This is a genomic window from Pseudomonas sp. JV414, from assembly GCF_032424305.1.
In the GTDB taxonomy this organism is placed as follows: domain Bacteria; phylum Pseudomonadota; class Gammaproteobacteria; order Pseudomonadales; family Pseudomonadaceae; genus Aquipseudomonas; species Aquipseudomonas lini.
The window spans coordinates 533,793-548,138 of record NZ_VYKC01000002.1; the positions used below are offsets into that span (position 1 = coordinate 533,793).

At 56.7% G+C, this 14,346-nt stretch carries 17 protein-coding genes; 16 read left to right on the forward strand and 1 reads right to left on the reverse strand.

Translation table 11 applies throughout. The annotated features are described in order from the left end of the window. Positions 1–14: 14 nt before the first annotated feature. From F6R97_RS03325 to F6R97_RS03345, 5 genes are all read left to right on the forward strand, one after another. Positions 15–770 carry a PFL_4669 family integrating conjugative element protein gene (locus F6R97_RS03325; protein ID WP_048392848.1) on the forward strand — a complete coding sequence of 252 codons (756 nt, stop codon included), beginning with the start codon at positions 15–17 and terminating at the stop codon, positions 768–770. Then, positions 767–1,285: a DUF3158 family protein gene (locus F6R97_RS03330; protein ID WP_095973843.1), complete on the forward strand. Its 519-nt coding sequence runs from the start codon at positions 767–769 to the stop codon at positions 1,283–1,285. The genes F6R97_RS03325 and F6R97_RS03330 overlap by 4 nt, the downstream gene beginning before the upstream one ends. Next, positions 1,282–1,749, forward strand: coding sequence for a single-stranded DNA-binding protein (locus F6R97_RS03335; RefSeq protein WP_095973842.1), 468 nt, complete (start codon positions 1,282–1,284; stop codon positions 1,747–1,749). The genes F6R97_RS03330 and F6R97_RS03335 overlap by 4 nt, the downstream gene beginning before the upstream one ends. Positions 1,750–1,956: 207 nt before the next feature. Then, positions 1,957–2,967 (forward strand): hypothetical protein, encoded by a 1,011-nt coding sequence (locus F6R97_RS03340; RefSeq protein WP_141248944.1) that lies wholly within the window; start codon positions 1,957–1,959, stop codon positions 2,965–2,967. A 152-nt stretch (positions 2,968–3,119) separates the two neighbouring features. Continuing rightward, positions 3,120–5,087 carry a DNA topoisomerase III gene (locus F6R97_RS03345; protein ID WP_095973840.1) on the forward strand — a complete coding sequence of 656 codons (1,968 nt, stop codon included), beginning with the start codon at positions 3,120–3,122 and terminating at the stop codon, positions 5,085–5,087. A 43-nt stretch (positions 5,088–5,130) separates the two neighbouring features. On the opposite strand, the gene F6R97_RS03350 is transcribed toward F6R97_RS03345, so the two are convergent. Further along, positions 5,131–5,388, reverse strand: coding sequence for a hypothetical protein (locus F6R97_RS03350; protein ID WP_048392840.1), 258 nt, complete (start codon positions 5,386–5,388; stop codon positions 5,131–5,133). Between the two features lie 208 nt (positions 5,389–5,596). On the opposite strand from F6R97_RS03350, the gene F6R97_RS03355 reads away from it, so the two are divergent. The 11 genes from F6R97_RS03355 to traD all read left to right on the forward strand — a co-directional run bounded on the left by F6R97_RS03355 (position 5,597) and on the right by traD (position 14,339). Then, positions 5,597–5,938: a helix-turn-helix domain-containing protein gene (locus tag F6R97_RS03355; RefSeq protein ID WP_048392839.1), complete on the forward strand. Its 342-nt coding sequence runs from the start codon at positions 5,597–5,599 to the stop codon at positions 5,936–5,938. Between the two features lie 900 nt (positions 5,939–6,838). Beyond that, positions 6,839–7,414 carry an STY4534 family ICE replication protein gene (locus F6R97_RS03360; protein WP_048392835.1) on the forward strand — a complete coding sequence of 192 codons (576 nt, stop codon included), beginning with the start codon at positions 6,839–6,841 and terminating at the stop codon, positions 7,412–7,414. Positions 7,415–7,484: 70 nt separating this feature from the next. After that, positions 7,485–7,742, forward strand: coding sequence for a hypothetical protein (locus F6R97_RS03365; protein WP_048392834.1), 258 nt, complete (start codon positions 7,485–7,487; stop codon positions 7,740–7,742). Between the two features lie 100 nt (positions 7,743–7,842). Beyond that, a complete protein-coding gene (gene radC / locus F6R97_RS03370; protein WP_048392832.1) occupies positions 7,843–8,337 on the forward strand; it encodes a RadC family protein in 495 nt (164 codons plus the stop codon). A 53-nt stretch (positions 8,338–8,390) separates the two neighbouring features. After that, on the forward strand, positions 8,391–9,137 hold the full coding sequence (locus F6R97_RS03375; protein ID WP_048392830.1) for a hypothetical protein: 747 nt from the start codon (positions 8,391–8,393) through the stop codon (positions 9,135–9,137). 106 nt (positions 9,138–9,243) lie between these two features. Then, complete coding sequence (locus F6R97_RS03380; protein ID WP_095973837.1) at positions 9,244–9,786, forward strand: PilL N-terminal domain-containing protein; 543 nt, start codon at positions 9,244–9,246, stop codon at positions 9,784–9,786. Then, positions 9,783–10,454, forward strand: a complete 672-nt coding sequence (locus F6R97_RS03385; protein WP_048392827.1) for a chemotaxis protein — start codon at positions 9,783–9,785, stop codon at positions 10,452–10,454. Before F6R97_RS03380 ends, F6R97_RS03385 begins: the two co-directional genes overlap by 4 nt. 9 nt (positions 10,455–10,463) lie before the next feature. After that, the gene (locus F6R97_RS03390; protein ID WP_095973836.1) at positions 10,464–11,183 is read left to right on the forward strand and encodes a TIGR03759 family integrating conjugative element protein; all 720 of its coding nucleotides are present in this window, start codon (positions 10,464–10,466) and stop codon (positions 11,181–11,183) included. Further along, positions 11,165–11,713, forward strand: coding sequence for a lytic transglycosylase (locus tag F6R97_RS03395; protein ID WP_048392824.1), 549 nt, complete (start codon positions 11,165–11,167; stop codon positions 11,711–11,713). The genes F6R97_RS03390 and F6R97_RS03395 overlap by 19 nt, the downstream gene beginning before the upstream one ends. Beyond that, positions 11,710–12,225 (forward strand): integrating conjugative element protein, encoded by a 516-nt coding sequence (locus F6R97_RS03400; RefSeq protein ID WP_095973835.1) that lies wholly within the window; start codon positions 11,710–11,712, stop codon positions 12,223–12,225. The genes F6R97_RS03395 and F6R97_RS03400 overlap by 4 nt, the downstream gene beginning before the upstream one ends. Before the next feature lie 8 nt (positions 12,226–12,233). Next, on the forward strand, positions 12,234–14,339 hold the full coding sequence (traD, locus tag F6R97_RS03405) for a type IV conjugative transfer system coupling protein TraD (RefSeq protein WP_095973834.1): 2,106 nt from the start codon (positions 12,234–12,236) through the stop codon (positions 14,337–14,339). Positions 14,340–14,346 lie beyond the last annotated feature (7 nt).

The window sequence follows — 14,346 nt, forward strand, 5'->3', positions numbered from 1 at the left end:
GCGAGGACAACACCGTGGCCGATCACTATCAGCTCAACCTGGGCTCATTGCGCAGCAGCATCACCCTGACACTGCACACCCACCACGCCGCCCGTATCTGGCAAGGTCGAACCGCACGTGAAGGCGTCCATTCGATCATGGGCATGGCCGGCTACATCAGCGTCACCAATCTGATCAAACAAGCCGCAGCGCAGGACGACCCTTATGCCGATTGGGCTATCGTGCAGCTCGAAGAAAAACTGCTGCAGGCTAAGGCTGGGATGCTGGAACTGACCCAACAATTGGATCAGATCAGACGGGACCTGCCGACGCAGATCGACATGAGCGATAACCTCAATATCCACCCCGTCACCTTGCCCTTGTACATCGGCAGCCAACTAGGATTCCTCGCCGTCTACCTGCTGACTGACTACGACACACTGGTGCGCCACACCCTATTGGCCCATCACACCGCCTTGATTGGTCGCAGAGACATGGAAGCCTGGATCGACGACGGTGCCCATCTGCTGCGCAGCCTGTTCGGCCAGGCACAGCGTTATCGACTTGCCGGTGTCACACGCGATGACATGGCCGCAAACAATGCCCGCGCACTGGCAGCCATGGAAAAGTTTGGATTGCCCCCCATGGACATCCTTGAGGGACATCGCCGTTCCCAGTTCGCGCCACCGATCATTCGTCGTGGCGCTGTGCCAGTGGATGACGCTGATGCGTTGATGGAGGACGCGGTAGCCCCATCTGCGGCAGTGAATGGGCCGGAGGACGAAGCATGAGTCCCATGACACCCGTTCAACCATTGCCCCGCGAAGCATTGACACCGGATGCCTATCGACAACTCGAACACGCTGCCTCCCTAAAAGGCCTTTTAAAACCATTTAAGGGTAAGGGGGAGCTGGAACACCTGGCACAGATGGCGAGGGAAATCGAGGCGCAGTTATGTCACCTGATGGAGGCCGTGGTGCAGCAAGCCGCACAACCTCCTTACTCACTGCTGAATATTCGATTGGTGCTGCAGAACACCAGTGCAGGCAGCACATTTTTGCGTTGGCGTACCCGTGACTTCACTCGTATGGGGGTTGCGGTCTGGGAACGCCAAGTCTCCAACAAAGCCTTGCTGCAAGCCATACGCGAGGGATTGTACCGTTTCGAATGCGAGCGCATTGCGCTGAACTTGCAGATGAGCGTGGTGCATTCGCTCTACCGCCAGGCATCGACCTGCGTGATCAAAATGGCCAGTGCCGAACGGCTGCTAAGCCAACTCACAACCGCAGTGGAGGTATCAGGATGAGTACTTTTTTTGTCGGCGAAGGCAACATTGGCAGTGCGCCAGAGTTCCAGGAATTTTCATCAGGCAATGACGAGCCACGGCGTTTGCTACGGCTGAATGTGTACTTTGACAACCCCGTGCCACGCGAGGGTAGCTATGAAGATCGAGGCGGCTATTGGGCGCCAGTTGAGCTCTGGCACCGCGAGGCTGAACACTGGAGTACGCTGTACCAGAAAGGTATGCGTGTGTTGGTCGAAGGCCGAACCGTGCGCGATGAGTGGGAGGACGCCGAAGATAACGCCCGGGTGACGTTCAAAATCGAAGCCCGTCGAGTCGGCATCCTGCCTCATCGCGTGCAGAACGTGGTCATGCGGGAACGATCCAGTGAACAGACGACGGCTGCAAAACAGGTCCAGCAAAGTGCAGAGCGGACCAACAATCAGAGTTCGTCAGCGACCTCAAAACCCAGAAAACGTAAAGAGTAATTGGTCAATAAATGATGTAACTAGGTATGTAATTGCGCCCCTGCGCGATACAACAGTACGAGGTACCATTGCCCCATCGACATCATGCAATGGATACGCACTGTGGGACTGCTTGCCTATAGGTTGGATGGGACACCCGTTGTCTCGGTATTCCTAACGGACGAAGAATGGAAAACCGAAGCACTGAACAAATGCCGGGATCTCTTCATGCCTGAGACCAAAAGCCAAGCGGTGCTCAAGGTCTCACGGCTTGGGCATCGTTTCTTTTCCCACAAGCCAGGTGAGCGCAAACTCAGTCAAACAGGCGGCGAAAGCGATGATCATGTCATGCTTAAAATTAAAACGCTCTTTGCTGCCACAGCCGCGGGTTGGTCTGCACTTCCTGAGCAGTCAGGGGTAACAGCTTCCGGTAAATTCTATCGGGCTGACGTTCTTTGTACTCATCCGAATGGCAAGACCAAGGTGGCTGTCGAAATACAACGATCAACACAGCGTGATGTCGACTACGAGGAGCGTCAGAGAGTCTACGTGGAAACAGGTATTCGCTGTATCTGGATCGACATTTCCAAGAAAGCGTATCGTCATCACATCAGCAAGCCAACCAAAGCACTTCCTCGATTTGAGTGCAAGCGTCAGTCTCCCGAGAGTACTGGCACCTACCTCGTATCCATCGAAAAGCAAGACATCGACTTCCCTGAATTTATTGAAGGAGCACTCACGGGAAAACTTAGATTCATTGAGCACAAAGTGAATACCTCCCTTCACCACATCAGAATCCATCGAAAGCGGTGCTGGAGCTGCAAAATTCACATCTGTTTATTAGACCCGGAATTTACTGAGGATCTAGTACGGCAGATGCCGAAAATCGTCTCCACGATCCATCGCAAGAGCAGGCACATTCAAGATATGTGCAGGATCAAGCTGATTCACTTCAAAAAAAGAGGAGTCAAAGAGCACGTCTCGTGCTGCCCACACTGTGGTATTGCGCAATCCTATTCTGAACTGGACCACAGGTTTGAATTGGCTGATCACGTGGCGTTTCTCGCCATTGCCCGACCCACCAGTCTTTTACCCAGAAGGTTCTGGTCTTGGGAGACTCACCCGAAACTTGAAATGCTTCCGGTCCCAGGAGCCGCATTTCTTATCACAGGAGAGCCTGACGACGACTCCGCATTGCTTGAGATCCTGCGCGAAAACCTTAAAGGGTGCCATTGGTAAAATCTGTACTTATTGATGACTGCTGACCTGGCAGTTTTCCGGTTCTTGGCTTCCCGTCAAAATTAATATGGGTAACTTAGCAATCCGGTTTCCCATATCTCGCCATTACTGTTTCCAACAACGCTGCTCCGAACTCAATCCGGAGCAGTTCTATGCGCCTCTTTCTTTGCGAGAAACCTTCCCAAGGTCGTGACATCGCCAAGGTTCTCGGAGCCAACCGGCGCAGTGATGGCTGCCTGATCGGACCCGAAATAACCGTTACCTGGTGTGTCGGCCACCTGCTTGAGGCCGCCCCACCCGAAGCCTATGGCAAGCATCTCAAATCCTGGTCACTGGACCACCTCCCGATCATTCCCAAGCAATGGCAGGTCGAGGTCAAGCCCAAGACAGCGGCACAGTTCAACGTCATCAAACGTCTGCTCAGCGAAGCTCGCACCGTTGTCATCGCCACCGATGCCGATCGAGAAGGCGAAATGATTGCCCGCGAGCTACTGGAACTCTGCAATTACCGAGGCCCCGTTCAACGCCTCTGGTTGTCGGCACTCAATGAGGCGTCGATTCGCAAGGCATTGTCCTCGCTCAAGTCTGGTCAGGAGACTTTTCCACTCTACTACTCAGCCCTCGCCCGCAGCCGGGCTGACTGGCTGATCGGCATGAACCTCAGTCGTTTGTTCACCCTTCTCGGACGGCGAGCGGGCTACGAGGGCGTATTGTCCGTTGGACGCGTACAGACCCCCACATTGCGTCTGGTGGTCGATCGAGATCGTGCAATTGCCAGCTTCGTCTCGGAGCCCTACTGGGAAGTGGATGTGCACCTGTCCTCAATGGGACAACCATTCATCGCGTCGTGGTTACCACCCAGCTCAGGGAGTGACGAGGCCGGCCGTTGCCTAGAGCAGGCGCTTGCCAGTCAGACCGTCGAAGCGATCTTCAGCAGTAAAACCGCCACAGTACTCTCGCTGCAGACTGAGCATTTCCGCGAAGCGCCACCCCTACCCTTCGACCTGAGCACACTGCAAGAAGTCTGTTCACGCAAGCTGGGGCTTGGCGTTCAAGAAACCCTGAACATAGCCCAAGCCCTATATGAAACGCACAAAGCCACCAGCTATCCGCGCAGCGATTGCCGCTATTTGCCAGAGAGTATGTTTAACGAGGTACCCACAGTTTTCGATGCCCTGCTCAAAACGGATCCCGCACTACGGCCTGCGCTCGGAAGCCTCGATCAATCATTGCACTCCCGCGTTTGGAACGATGCCAAGGTCACCGCGCACCACGCCATTATCCCCACCAGCGAGCCGGCGAACCTTGCGCGGATGTCCGAACAAGAACGCCAAGTCTACGAACTGATTCGCAGCCACTACCTTGTGCAGTTTCTTCCACATCATGAGTTTGATCGGACCCACGTAGAACTGGAGTGTGGTGAAGAACGACTGACCGCCGTTGGCAAACAGATCCTGGTTCAGGGTTGGAAAGGTTTGCTCTACGAAAACACCGAGGAGGATGAGCCCAATCAAAAGGCCCAAGCTTTACCAGTCTTGCAACAGGGTACTCATTGCGCCGTGGACGACGTCGAACTCAAGTCCATGCGCACCGCCGCTCCCAAAGCGCTGACCGAGGGCGATCTGATCAAGGCCATGAAAAATGTGGCCAAGTTGGTCAACGATCCACGCCTGAAACAGAAACTTCGGGAAACCACCGGTATCGGTACCGAAGCCACACGAGCCGGCATCATCAAGGGATTGATTGATCGTGGTTATTTGCTAAAGAAAAAACGCGCCTTAATAGCCTCGGCGGCGGCCCATACCCTAATCGAGTCGGTACCCGTTGCAGTCACTGATCCGGGTATGACCGCGATCTGGGAGCAGGCTCTGGACGAAATCGAAGCGGGACGTCTGAGCCTGGATGCGTTCGTCGCCAAGCAAGTGAATTGGATAGCGCAGCTGGTGGCAAGCTGCGGCTCACTTACTTTAGCCATGCCTATCGAAGCCGGTCCGGTCTGCCCCATTTGCGATGCCTCAATGCTCAGGCGTAAGGGAAAATCAGGGCCGTTCTGGTCATGCTCGCACTATCCGGACTGTAAGGGCACTGTGCCCATCAGAAAAGATACGCGTCGCCCGTGACGCGCCATTGGAGATCAATATGAGTGTTGGGGCGATGTAAGGGTCAGTGCATCATTAACGGCGGCTGATCCCTCTCCAACTCACTTAGTGGTTGTCCAATTTCACGGGCCAAGGCGAGACCTGTCGCAATCCATATCTGCCCCAATTCGTTGAACGCTTCCAGGTGAGCAGGATCTTCGTTGAGCCAATGGACAAGGCTGTCGAAATGCTCGGAATTCTCAGGGCAATCATGAATCTTGATGAACAGCTCCAGTGTTCGCTCCCAGATCCGATCCATAACATCCTTGCTCTCCTCTTCCATGCTCAACCAATCCTCAGCTTGTCCTTATCAGACCGTTCATTCTCAATGGCCATCTTGGAGTCTGACCCTGGAGGAACAGAACCCTCGTCGCATTACACAGCTATTTCAGCCAATATAACAACCTTATAAGTCGATACACAACCTTTAAGGATGTTCATGTCAACGGGTCTTTGCTCAACCATTCGGGTTGAACTGGAGAACTCATCACTTGGCACATAAACATCCGACCCAAGCCCAAATCGGGCGCATGATCGCTAAGCACCGAACCCAGCGTAATCTGACCCAGGAAGAGGTGGCTGAACGCCTGGGGATTGGCAGTGAAGCCATCTCGCGCCTGGAGCGAGGCGTGGTGGAGCTCTCCGTGGTCAAGCTGATGCAGTTAGCAGATATTTTCGACTGCCGGATGGATGAACTGCTGACGGAGTCGAGCAATCGCCCCAATGACCAAGGCCAGATGATCGCGGGTTTGCTGCGTGGACTGAAAGAAAGCGACCGTGCCTTTATCCTGGCTACTGTCGAACAACTGGCTGCTCATCTCGCCAACAAATGAGCTTATGCGCTGGTATTCGATATCCGGGCCTTTGAGGGGAGGCTCTCTGCCTTGACGTCATCTCCCCCTCTCTGCTGTAGTGCCTCAGGATCATCGCCAACGGCGACCCAAGACCGATTCGCTCCGGGTAGCTCGGTCGAACTCCTTGAGTTCGGAGCCTTCTCTTCTGCGGAATTTTTCATTCCCGTTTTGTGCTCGGCCTGATCGTGGTGGCGGATGACCACTGTTGCCTCCAAGGCAACAGTGGTCATCCGCTTCGGCGATCATATTCAGTCCCGGAGCCCGCCGGGGAATCACTGGGCACCCTTTGTGCGCGGATGCGTGCCAGCGTGTTCCGACCCAGGCCACGACAAGGGTCGGTTGGCGGGTCATGGCGCAGGTAAATCAAGTTTTGCGAGGAGCTTGTCGACTGCGTCAGACCGCCTAAGGTGGCTTTTCTATTCCTCGCCTGGCCCCCAGCCAGGCCCACTCTTCACTTTCTTCAGTCCAGTAATTTCCACTGTATTCCGGCCATAAAAAACCGGCTTGCGGCGTCTTGACGCTCCCCTATGACAGGCTTATACAAAGGGTGTGGTTCGCTGTCGTTGACAGCCCAGCCCAGGTAGCTTGAACCTTCAAGGCTACGCCACGCTTGTGGTGGTTTACCCAAGTGCGATCAGCGTTCGGAGGCTCGCACGATTGCCGCTTCAGCGGTGATGAATGCCTACTACCCCAGGTCCGCAGACCGCTGCTGCGGATTCTCTTTTGCTGCACCGCTATTCCCACGGTGCATCGTTCTGTTTGTCATTGGCTTGCCGGTGGCGTGTCGTCATCGCTTGCCTTCACCTTACCCACCCTGACGGGGCTCACTTCCCCGTCAGGGGTCGTGCGTCGCCGTTTTCCCCTGAAAGGAGAACCACCATGGCCCACGCCAACCAATCCCAAGAAGCGACCTCTTACTTCAATCTGCACACCATCGGTATCGGCTACCTGAACCGTGTTCGTGAAGTACAAGTCCGCCGTGGCCAGCCGTTCATGGCCTGCGATATCGCCGCCCTGCACGGTGCCACAGATGCGGTCGAGTACACTCGCTTCGACTGCAAAGTCGCTGGAGGCGAAGCTGAACGCTTGATTCGTCTCTATATGGACGCCGTCAAAGCCGAGAAAAAGGTTTTGCTGTCGTTCCGTATCGGCGACCTGTGGATCGACCCATTTCTCTATGAGAAAGGCGATAAACAAGGCCAACCGGGCGCTAGCCTGAAAGGTCGTCTGCTGTACATCGACTGGATCAAGGTCAACGGCACGTTCGAATACAAAGCGCCTGCCAGGCAGGAGGCAACAGCACCAGCTGAGCAAGCGCCAAACAGTGAGCCATCCCCAACGTCGGCTGATGCCGAAGCTGAGGATACCGACAACCCAGCAGAGTCCAGGATTGAATCTGAATCTGCACCCCGCACGGCCCGCCGTGTCACCACACGCACTGTTCAGCCCGCCTGAACAATTCACGATGTTTACATTAAGGCGCTCAATCGAGCGCCTTTTCTTCAATCAGCACAGGAGACCCCACATGGAATCCTTCTGGCTTTGCGACGACTGCCTGTTCGCTGCGGCTTACGAGGACTACAGCACGTTATCGCTCTACTACACGACCGATGAGATCGAGAAACGCATCGCCGGTATCCATCTTGGACTGGTCCGGCTAATGCCCATCAGTGCCGACTTCGATCCCGAAACTGGCCGGGGAATAAGAACCTTCTCTCCGTTGCCCTGCGACGGTTGTGACTCACATCTGCACGGACAACGCCACCGATTCACTCGGCTGTAAACAGCGCGTCATCGGGCAATGCCCGTCACTCTATATCCACCTCGGGGACAACACTCCCCTCGGGTGTGTACCCCCGGATTGTTCCCTTCGGAGGTACCTCATGAACACCCAGCTCACCCTGATTGAAGCCTCGGATGTCGAGGCTGATCGTATCGCCCAGGAAAACCAGCTGATCGACGAAGCGCTGCACATTCTGGATCGTCGGCTGTTCACCCGCGGCCCCAACCTGACGTCACCTGACGCCGTGGCCTCATACTTAAAACTGCATATCGCACCCCAAGAGCATGAGGTTTTCGGTGTGATTTTTCTCGATGCTCGCCATCGCGTTCTGGCATTCGAGATCCTCTTTCACGGGAGCATCGATGGCGCCAGCGTTTACCCCCGCCAAGTCGTCAAGCGCTCCCTAGCGCATAACGCAGCAGCCGCGATTTTTGTTCACAACCATCCCTCCGGTTGCACGGAACCCAGCCTGGCGGATCGCGCCTTGACCGCACGATTGAAAGAGGCCTTGGATTTGATCGAAGTGCGCTTACTGGATCACTTCATCGTAGGCGAAGGTCGTCCTCTCTCCCTTGCCGAGCATGGCTGGCTTTAGCCCCCCAATAGGCGTCTTCGGACGCCTTGTTCATTTCCTTCTGGAGCACCCTCATGAACCCTTCACCCCAACCCCCAGCTCTGCTGGAAACATCAAACCCATTTGCTCGCGGCTACGACTACTTGCATATTGAACGACTGCTACAGATCACCTACGCAAACGACTGCCCTCCCTGCTTTCGCCCCGTACATGACGCACAAGCCCACCTGCCCGACGATGCGTTAGAACTGTTTCCCTGCCTGTTCAATGACGACTTCGCTCTGATCAGCGAGGGTCAATCCATTCCGGATGAATTGAATGAACGCTGCCAGTCCACCGGGCTGGTGCGGCAAGTGATCTATGCCGTGACTGGCGAAATGCTCAACGAACGACATCATGTCGGTGACCTGTACTCCTTGGAAGAAGCCCAAGCCATGGTCCATCGTTTGAGCTTCGACACAGGACACTACAGTCGAGCCTGGGAGATCAGTACCGCACACCTCACTGACGAAGCGCTGCGCCACCTGGAAAGCTGGGTTGGCAATTTCGACTCCAAGCCAACCGGACTGCTGTTTGAACCCTTTGCCCTGCCAGACTGCAATGGCGTCGGATGTAAGCTGATCGGCACGCCCTGGACCGACGATAACTTGGTGAAGATCGAGGGCAATCCTTACTCTTCGCTGAGGCAAGAGCAGCTCGACGCCGGTACGCCAGAGGCCTTGGTCAACGTACTGTATCTGGCGGCATTAGCGGATGTGAGGTTGTTGATTTTCGACCCCGACGCTGCCGTCTTGGATGGGCTAGCCATTTTTGATGAGTAGCAATGCCTTCGGCGTTAACACGACTCGCCTTGAATCAACTTTCTCACTGAATGACTCCTTCACCTCATGTCAGGTTCTGCACGGAATCTGACATGAGGTTTTTTCCATGGAGCGTTTTTTCACGCCTGTCTGCCTGCTGGGCTTGTTGAGTGCCTGCACCGCGCCAATCCCAACCCCATTGCCGACTCATCCAGAGATTGACGGTGGCTCCAATCGACCCCAGTTATCGAGGAGCCCAGCCGACGAAAGCCATCCGTCAGAGCTCCGCTATGGCCGCTATACGCTGGTCAGCACCGAGCCCACCACGGAACAACGTGATCTTCTCGCTCAAATCGTTGACGTGAGCATTCCGTCCAACCTGAATCCTTCGGTACAGGAAGCAATGCAATACGTGCTGCAGCGCTCGGGTTATTCGCTCTGCCCTGCCGAAGAACCAGTGAAAATACTGTTTACCCGGGCTCTGCCCGCCGCCCATTACCGACTCGGCCCGATCTCATTACGCAACGCACTACAAGTGCTGGCAGGCCCCGCATGGCAACTCACGACCGATGAGGTCAGCCGTTCGGTCTGCTTCGAACGGGAGAAAAATGATGCTGGCAAGGTGCGGGTCACACCAACCTCGTCCCATCAGTCGGATGCACGCCCATGAAAGCCTCGACATTTCAAACTCTCATTGTCGGCTCCCTTTGTCTGGCGGTCTCCGGGCTTAGTGGTGGCTTGTATAACCAGTATCAACGCGTGACCGAGCTGGAAAATGCGAACGCCCAACGCTTACAGACCCTGGATACCCTGCAACGTGATTCAAGCACCCTCATGGATGCACAGGAGAAGCTGCAGTACGCACTGAAAGACCTGAAGCAAATGGTCGATACCGGTGAGCAACAGGCCAATACCCTCGATCCGATGTTGGATCAATGGGCGCAGGAGATACAGGAGCTACGCGACGGTCTGGCAGACCGCGCCACCGAAGCCGACATGATCGCGCTACGCGCACGACTTGAGCACGTCGAGCAGCAACTCCTGGACATCAAGACCCAGCCACCACTCCCACCACCAACGCCCTCCTCGGCCAAGCCGAATAAAGCCGCTCGCGCCAAACCTGTCCCGCTCTCACCGCCATTCTCAATGCTGGGTGTTGAATCTCGCGGTGGCGAGCGTTTTCTGGCCGTCTCACCTCCTGATAGTCGCTCGCTCACAGATATCCGGTTGCTGCACAACGGCGAGCAGCTCGGCACATGGCAGCTGAAGGCGCTGGAGCCGAACGCGGCCATCTTCACGGTGCCCACTCAGCCAGACCAGACCGTGCAACTCCCTTGAGAAACGATCATGAACCGAGCGCTACTGTCCCCTGTCGTCTGTCTCGTTTCATTGCTTAGCACGGGCGCTGCGATGGGTAACCCTGTCACGACACCGTCACGGGTCCAGGACACACAGTCCACTCCGCTGGGGCGCTCGCACCCTGAACAGGCGACAAGCTGGGGTCTGACGGAGCAGGAGTGGACACGCTTCAAACAGATCCAAGCCGGCCCGCGTGGTTACTGGAGCCCGAATCTCGATCCGCTGACTGCACTCGGCGTCGAAGCAGAGAACGACCAGGAGCGTCAGCGCTATGCCGAATTGCAGGTAGCGCTGGAAGCCAAACGTGCCGAGCGCGAGTTGGCCTACCAAAATGCTTACACCGCGGCCTGGGCCAAGCTGTTTCCGGGGCTGTTGCCGATCCAGGGTATGGCATCCCCGTCCCCTGCCAGCTCATCGGTAGAGCCGCGCCAAGCTCTGTTTGTCGAGGACCATTGCCCAGCGTGCACCGCTGAAGCGCAGCGTCTGCAAAGCAGTGATACGGCGTTTGATATTTACATGGTGGGCAGCCAGGGCAAGGATGAACGCGTCCGTCGCTGGGCTCGGCAAGCGGACATCGATCCGGCCAAGGTTCAGCGCCGGCAGATTACCCTGAACCATGACCGAGATCGCTGGTTCAGCCTGGGTGCTGCGGGGCCATTGCCCGCCACATTTCAACAGGTGAACGGACAATGGCAACGCTTAGACTGAGTGGACTTGCGCTCATGCTGACGATGCTCGCAGCCCAGGCTGACGAACTTCCGCCGCCTGCCTATCAACTAGCGGCGCATGACGCCAGCATCCCTTCAAAGGTGCTGTTCGCGATTGCGCTGCAGGAGAGTGGTATCCGCGTCCGTGATCAACTGCTGCCCTGGCCCTGGACCCTGAACATCGCAGGAATACCTTACCGATTCACCACCCGAGCGGCCGCCTGTCACGCCTTGCTTCAAGCACTCGCCCGGCATGACGCCAAGCGAGTTGATGTCGGTCTTGGACAAACCAACCTGGGTTACCACGGACAACGTTTCCCCAGCCCTTGCGAAGCCCTCGATCCCTACCGAAATCTCGCCGTGACTGCCGCGCTGCTGCAAGAGCATCACGCCGTCACCGGTGATTGGGTGTCAGCAGCCGGCCGCTATCACCGCCCGGCAGGAGGAACGCCGGCCGCGCGTTACCGCGCCGGCTTTTCCCAACAACTCGAACGATTGCAGGTTTCCTTCAAACAGGGCACACCACCATGAAGCGAATACCCCTTATCTGCTATTTCATCCTGCTCTTGGCTACTTTCGCCCAGCCGGAACTGACCGTAGCCGAGGATCAGCCTAGCGACTTCACCCGCCTCCATTTTCAGGTCGCCAGGCCGCCAATAAACAACGAGATCCAGCCTAATCGGGCCATGCATGCGGACCTGTCCACTTTTGCCGATGAAGCCTGGATACTACCCGTCCGCAGCTCTCACTTGAGCCCCGGCCAAATCACGTCTCGCGCCCTGAACATGCCGGGCTTACGGCCATTTTTCCTGGTAGGTGAGGATCCCCAGTCACTGGCTTGGTTGCGTCAACGCGCGACTGAACTGCAGGAAATGGGCGCGGCAGGTCTAGCGGTTGAAGTAACCGATACCGAAGCTTTGGCCCGAATTCGAGCAGCTGCTCCGGACATCACCATCCTGCCGGTCAACGGCAACGACATCGCCACCCGCCTGCAGATTGAGCACTACCCCGTCCTGATCACCGCCACCTCATTGGAACAGTGAGTCAGGTCATGGCCGAGCATGCGATGGAGTCCAAGCTCCGGCCCGCGGTGGAGCTGTACACCGTAGCGATCTGCATCGCGTCCGTGGTGTTGTGCCTGTATTCGCCCTGGGCTGTGGCGCTATCACCCGAGATCGGTCTGGTTGCGGCGCTGGCCTACGCCCTGTTCGGTCTGATCCGACTGCGACAAGCCTGGGAGGTGTTGCGCTATCGGCGCAATATCCGTCGGCTGCCTCGCTACGAACTGACCAGCCGGCAGATTCCGGTCAGCCGCAAGCGGCTGTTCATGGGCCGCGGTTTTCGCTGGACCCGCCTGCACACTCAGCGCTTGGTCGAGGCGCAAGATCCGGCGGTCGCTCAATATATCGAGCAACCGACCCGATACCGCCTAGCACGTGGACTCGAACAACGTCTGGAGCATGCACCGTTTCCGCTCTCAGCATTGGCCCGTGTCACGGCTTGGGACAGCGCTTTCAATCCATTGCGCCCTTTGCCCCCAGTCGGTGGCTCGCCGCTGTTGCACGGGGTCGAGCCCGACGAAACGGAAGTCAGTCTGCCATTAGGTGAACGGGTCGGACATACCCTGGTGCTGGGCACTACCCGCGTTGGCAAGACCCGGCTCGCCGAGGTTTACATCACTCAAGACATTCATCGCATCGAACATGAGGTGGTCATCGTCTTCGATCCGAAGGGTGATGCCGACCTGCTCAAGCGCATGTACGTCGAAGCCAAACGCGCCGGTCGGGAGAAAGAGTTTTATGTGTTCCATCTGGGTTGGCCAGAGATCTCTGCCCGCTACAACGCCGTAGGACGTTTCGGACGCATCTCGGAAGTGGCGTCACGCATCGCAGGGCAACTCAGTGGTGAAGGTAACTCGGCGGCGTTTCGTGAGTTCGCCTGGCGTTTCGTCAACATCATCGCCCGGGCTCTGATCGAGTTGGGTCGACGTCCAGACTACCTGCAAATCCAACGGCATGTGGTCAACATCGACGCATTGTTCATCGAGTACGCCCAGCAGTTTTTCGCCAAGACCGACCCGAATGCGTGGGAAGTGATCGTCCAGCTTGAAGGCAAACTCACCGAAAAGAACATTCCCCGGCATATGATCGGGCGCGAAAAGCGCGTGGTGGCCATCGAACAGTACCTGGCGGCGAAACGGGTGTTTGATCCGGTAATGGACGGACTGCGTTCAGCGGTACGATATGACCGCACTTATTTCGACAAAATCGTTGCCTCGCTACTGCCGCTGCTGGAGAAACTCACCACCGGCAAGACGGCCCAACTGCTGGCCCCTAACTACACCGACCTAGATGACCCGCGGCCAATCTTCGACTGGATGCAGATTATCCGAAAACGCGGCATCGTCTACGTCGGCCTGGATGCACTGACCGACGCCGAGGTGGCTGCCGCCGTGGGCAATTCCATGTTCGCCGACTTGGTCTCGGTCGCGGGCCACATCTACAAACATGGTATAGACCACGGCCTGCCTCAGTCGGGTAGGAGCAGTGACAAGCTGCCAATCAACCTACACGCCGATGAGTTCAACGAGTTGATGGGAGATGAATTCATTCCGTTGATCAATAAAGGCGGCGGTGCCGGTATCCAGGTAACCGCCTACACCCAGACCCTTAGCGATATCGAAGCACGCATTGGTAACCGCGCCAAGGCCGGCCAGGTCATTGGTAACTTCAACACCCTGCAGATGCTGCGGGTGCGCGAAACCGCCACTGCGGAACTGCTCACTCAACAGTTGCCCAAGGTTAATGTGCTGACCAAGACCCTGGTGTCGGGTGCCACCGACACCTCCGATCCGGGGGCCAACACAGACTTCACCTCCTCCTCACAGGACCGTGTCAGCAGCACCAGTGTGCCGCTGATCGAGCCTGCTCACATCGTCAGCTTGCCCAAGGGGCAAATGTTTTCTTTCCAGGCCGGTGGGCAGCTCTGGAAAGTCCGCATGCCCTTACCAAAACCCTCCAACGACGACGCCATGCCCAAGGACCTGCAGGAGCTTACCCAGCGGATGCGGGCCACCTACAACGAGCAAGCGGGGCAATGGTGGAGCGCAAGCGGTGGCGGCCCAACAACCAACTTCGATCTGGATCAGGTGGGGTAGCCAGCCT

Excerpts from the sequence above, each read along its gene's own strand:
- F6R97_RS03330 (WP_095973843.1), top strand. The coding sequence starts at position 767 with ATGAGTCCCATGACACCCGTTCAACCATTGCCCCGCGAAGCATTGACA.
- F6R97_RS03335 (WP_095973842.1), top strand. The coding sequence starts at position 1,282 with ATGAGTACTTTTTTTGTCGGCGAAGGCAACATTGGCAGTGCGCCAGAG.
- F6R97_RS03340 (WP_141248944.1), top strand. The coding sequence starts at position 1,957 with ATGCCTGAGACCAAAAGCCAAGCGGTGCTCAAGGTCTCACGGCTTGGG.
- F6R97_RS03345 (WP_095973840.1), top strand. The coding sequence starts at position 3,120 with ATGCGCCTCTTTCTTTGCGAGAAACCTTCCCAAGGTCGTGACATCGCC.
- F6R97_RS03350 (WP_048392840.1), bottom strand. The coding sequence starts at position 5,388 with ATGGAAGAGGAGAGCAAGGATGTTATGGATCGGATCTGGGAGCGAACA.
- F6R97_RS03360 (WP_048392835.1), top strand. The coding sequence starts at position 6,839 with ATGGCCCACGCCAACCAATCCCAAGAAGCGACCTCTTACTTCAATCTG.
- F6R97_RS03365 (WP_048392834.1), top strand. The coding sequence starts at position 7,485 with ATGGAATCCTTCTGGCTTTGCGACGACTGCCTGTTCGCTGCGGCTTAC.
- radC (WP_048392832.1), top strand. The coding sequence starts at position 7,843 with ATGAACACCCAGCTCACCCTGATTGAAGCCTCGGATGTCGAGGCTGAT.
- F6R97_RS03375 (WP_048392830.1), top strand. The coding sequence starts at position 8,391 with ATGAACCCTTCACCCCAACCCCCAGCTCTGCTGGAAACATCAAACCCA.
- F6R97_RS03380 (WP_095973837.1), top strand. The coding sequence starts at position 9,244 with ATGGAGCGTTTTTTCACGCCTGTCTGCCTGCTGGGCTTGTTGAGTGCC.
- F6R97_RS03385 (WP_048392827.1), top strand. The coding sequence starts at position 9,783 with ATGAAAGCCTCGACATTTCAAACTCTCATTGTCGGCTCCCTTTGTCTG.
- F6R97_RS03390 (WP_095973836.1), top strand. The coding sequence starts at position 10,464 with ATGAACCGAGCGCTACTGTCCCCTGTCGTCTGTCTCGTTTCATTGCTT.
- F6R97_RS03395 (WP_048392824.1), top strand. The coding sequence starts at position 11,165 with ATGGCAACGCTTAGACTGAGTGGACTTGCGCTCATGCTGACGATGCTC.
- F6R97_RS03400 (WP_095973835.1), top strand. The coding sequence starts at position 11,710 with ATGAAGCGAATACCCCTTATCTGCTATTTCATCCTGCTCTTGGCTACT.
- traD (WP_095973834.1), top strand. The coding sequence starts at position 12,234 with ATGGCCGAGCATGCGATGGAGTCCAAGCTCCGGCCCGCGGTGGAGCTG.